Annotated in this window: 1 protein-coding gene; it reads right to left on the bottom strand. The window is 64.2% G+C overall.

Annotated features, from left to right (window positions below; all coding sequences use genetic code 11):
- A partial coding sequence (locus NUV89_RS29770) for a ribonucleotide-diphosphate reductase subunit beta (RefSeq protein WP_257784132.1) occupies positions 1-560 on the bottom strand: 560 nt, incomplete at its 3' end.
- Between the last annotated feature and the right edge of the window lie 33 nt (positions 561-593).

The raw sequence follows: 593 nt of genomic DNA, 5'->3' as shown, positions 1-593 counted from the left end.
ATCTCGTGGTACATGTTGAAGATCTCGCCTTCATCCATGGCCAGCGATTCGATGCAGTACTGGTAGGCGTGGGTGTGGATCGCCTCTTCGAAGGCCTGGCGCAGGATGTACTGGCGGCACTCCGGGTTGGTGATGAGGCGATACACGGCCAGCACCAGGTTGTTCGCGACCAGGGAGTCGGCGGTGGAGAAGAAGCCCAGGTTGCGCATGACGATGCGACGCTCGTCGTCGGTCAGGCCTTCGGGGTTTTTCCACAGGGCGATGTCGGCGGTCATGTTGACCTCTTGCGGCATCCAGTGGTTGGCGCAGCCGTCGAGGTATTTCTGCCAGGCCCAGTCGTACTTGAACGGCACGAGTTGGTTGAGGTCGGCGCGGCAGTTAATCATGCGCTTTTCGTCAACGGCGACACGGGCGGAGGCGCCTTCGAGTTCGGCAAGGCCTTCGGCGATGTCGAGTTTGTCGAGGGCGGCCTTGGCGCGCACGATGGCGGCGGAGTCGTTGGCGGTCACGGCGCGCGCTTCCACGGCGGCGGCAGCACCGGCACCGTCGAGGCGGTCCATGTTGGCTTCGGTGGCGTGGCCGGCGTTGGCGCC

Source organism: Pseudomonas sp. 18.1.10 (assembly GCF_024655625.1).
In the GTDB taxonomy this organism is placed as follows: Bacteria; Pseudomonadota; Gammaproteobacteria; order Pseudomonadales; family Pseudomonadaceae; genus Aquipseudomonas.
This window is presented reverse-complemented; position numbering and strand designations above follow the sequence as displayed.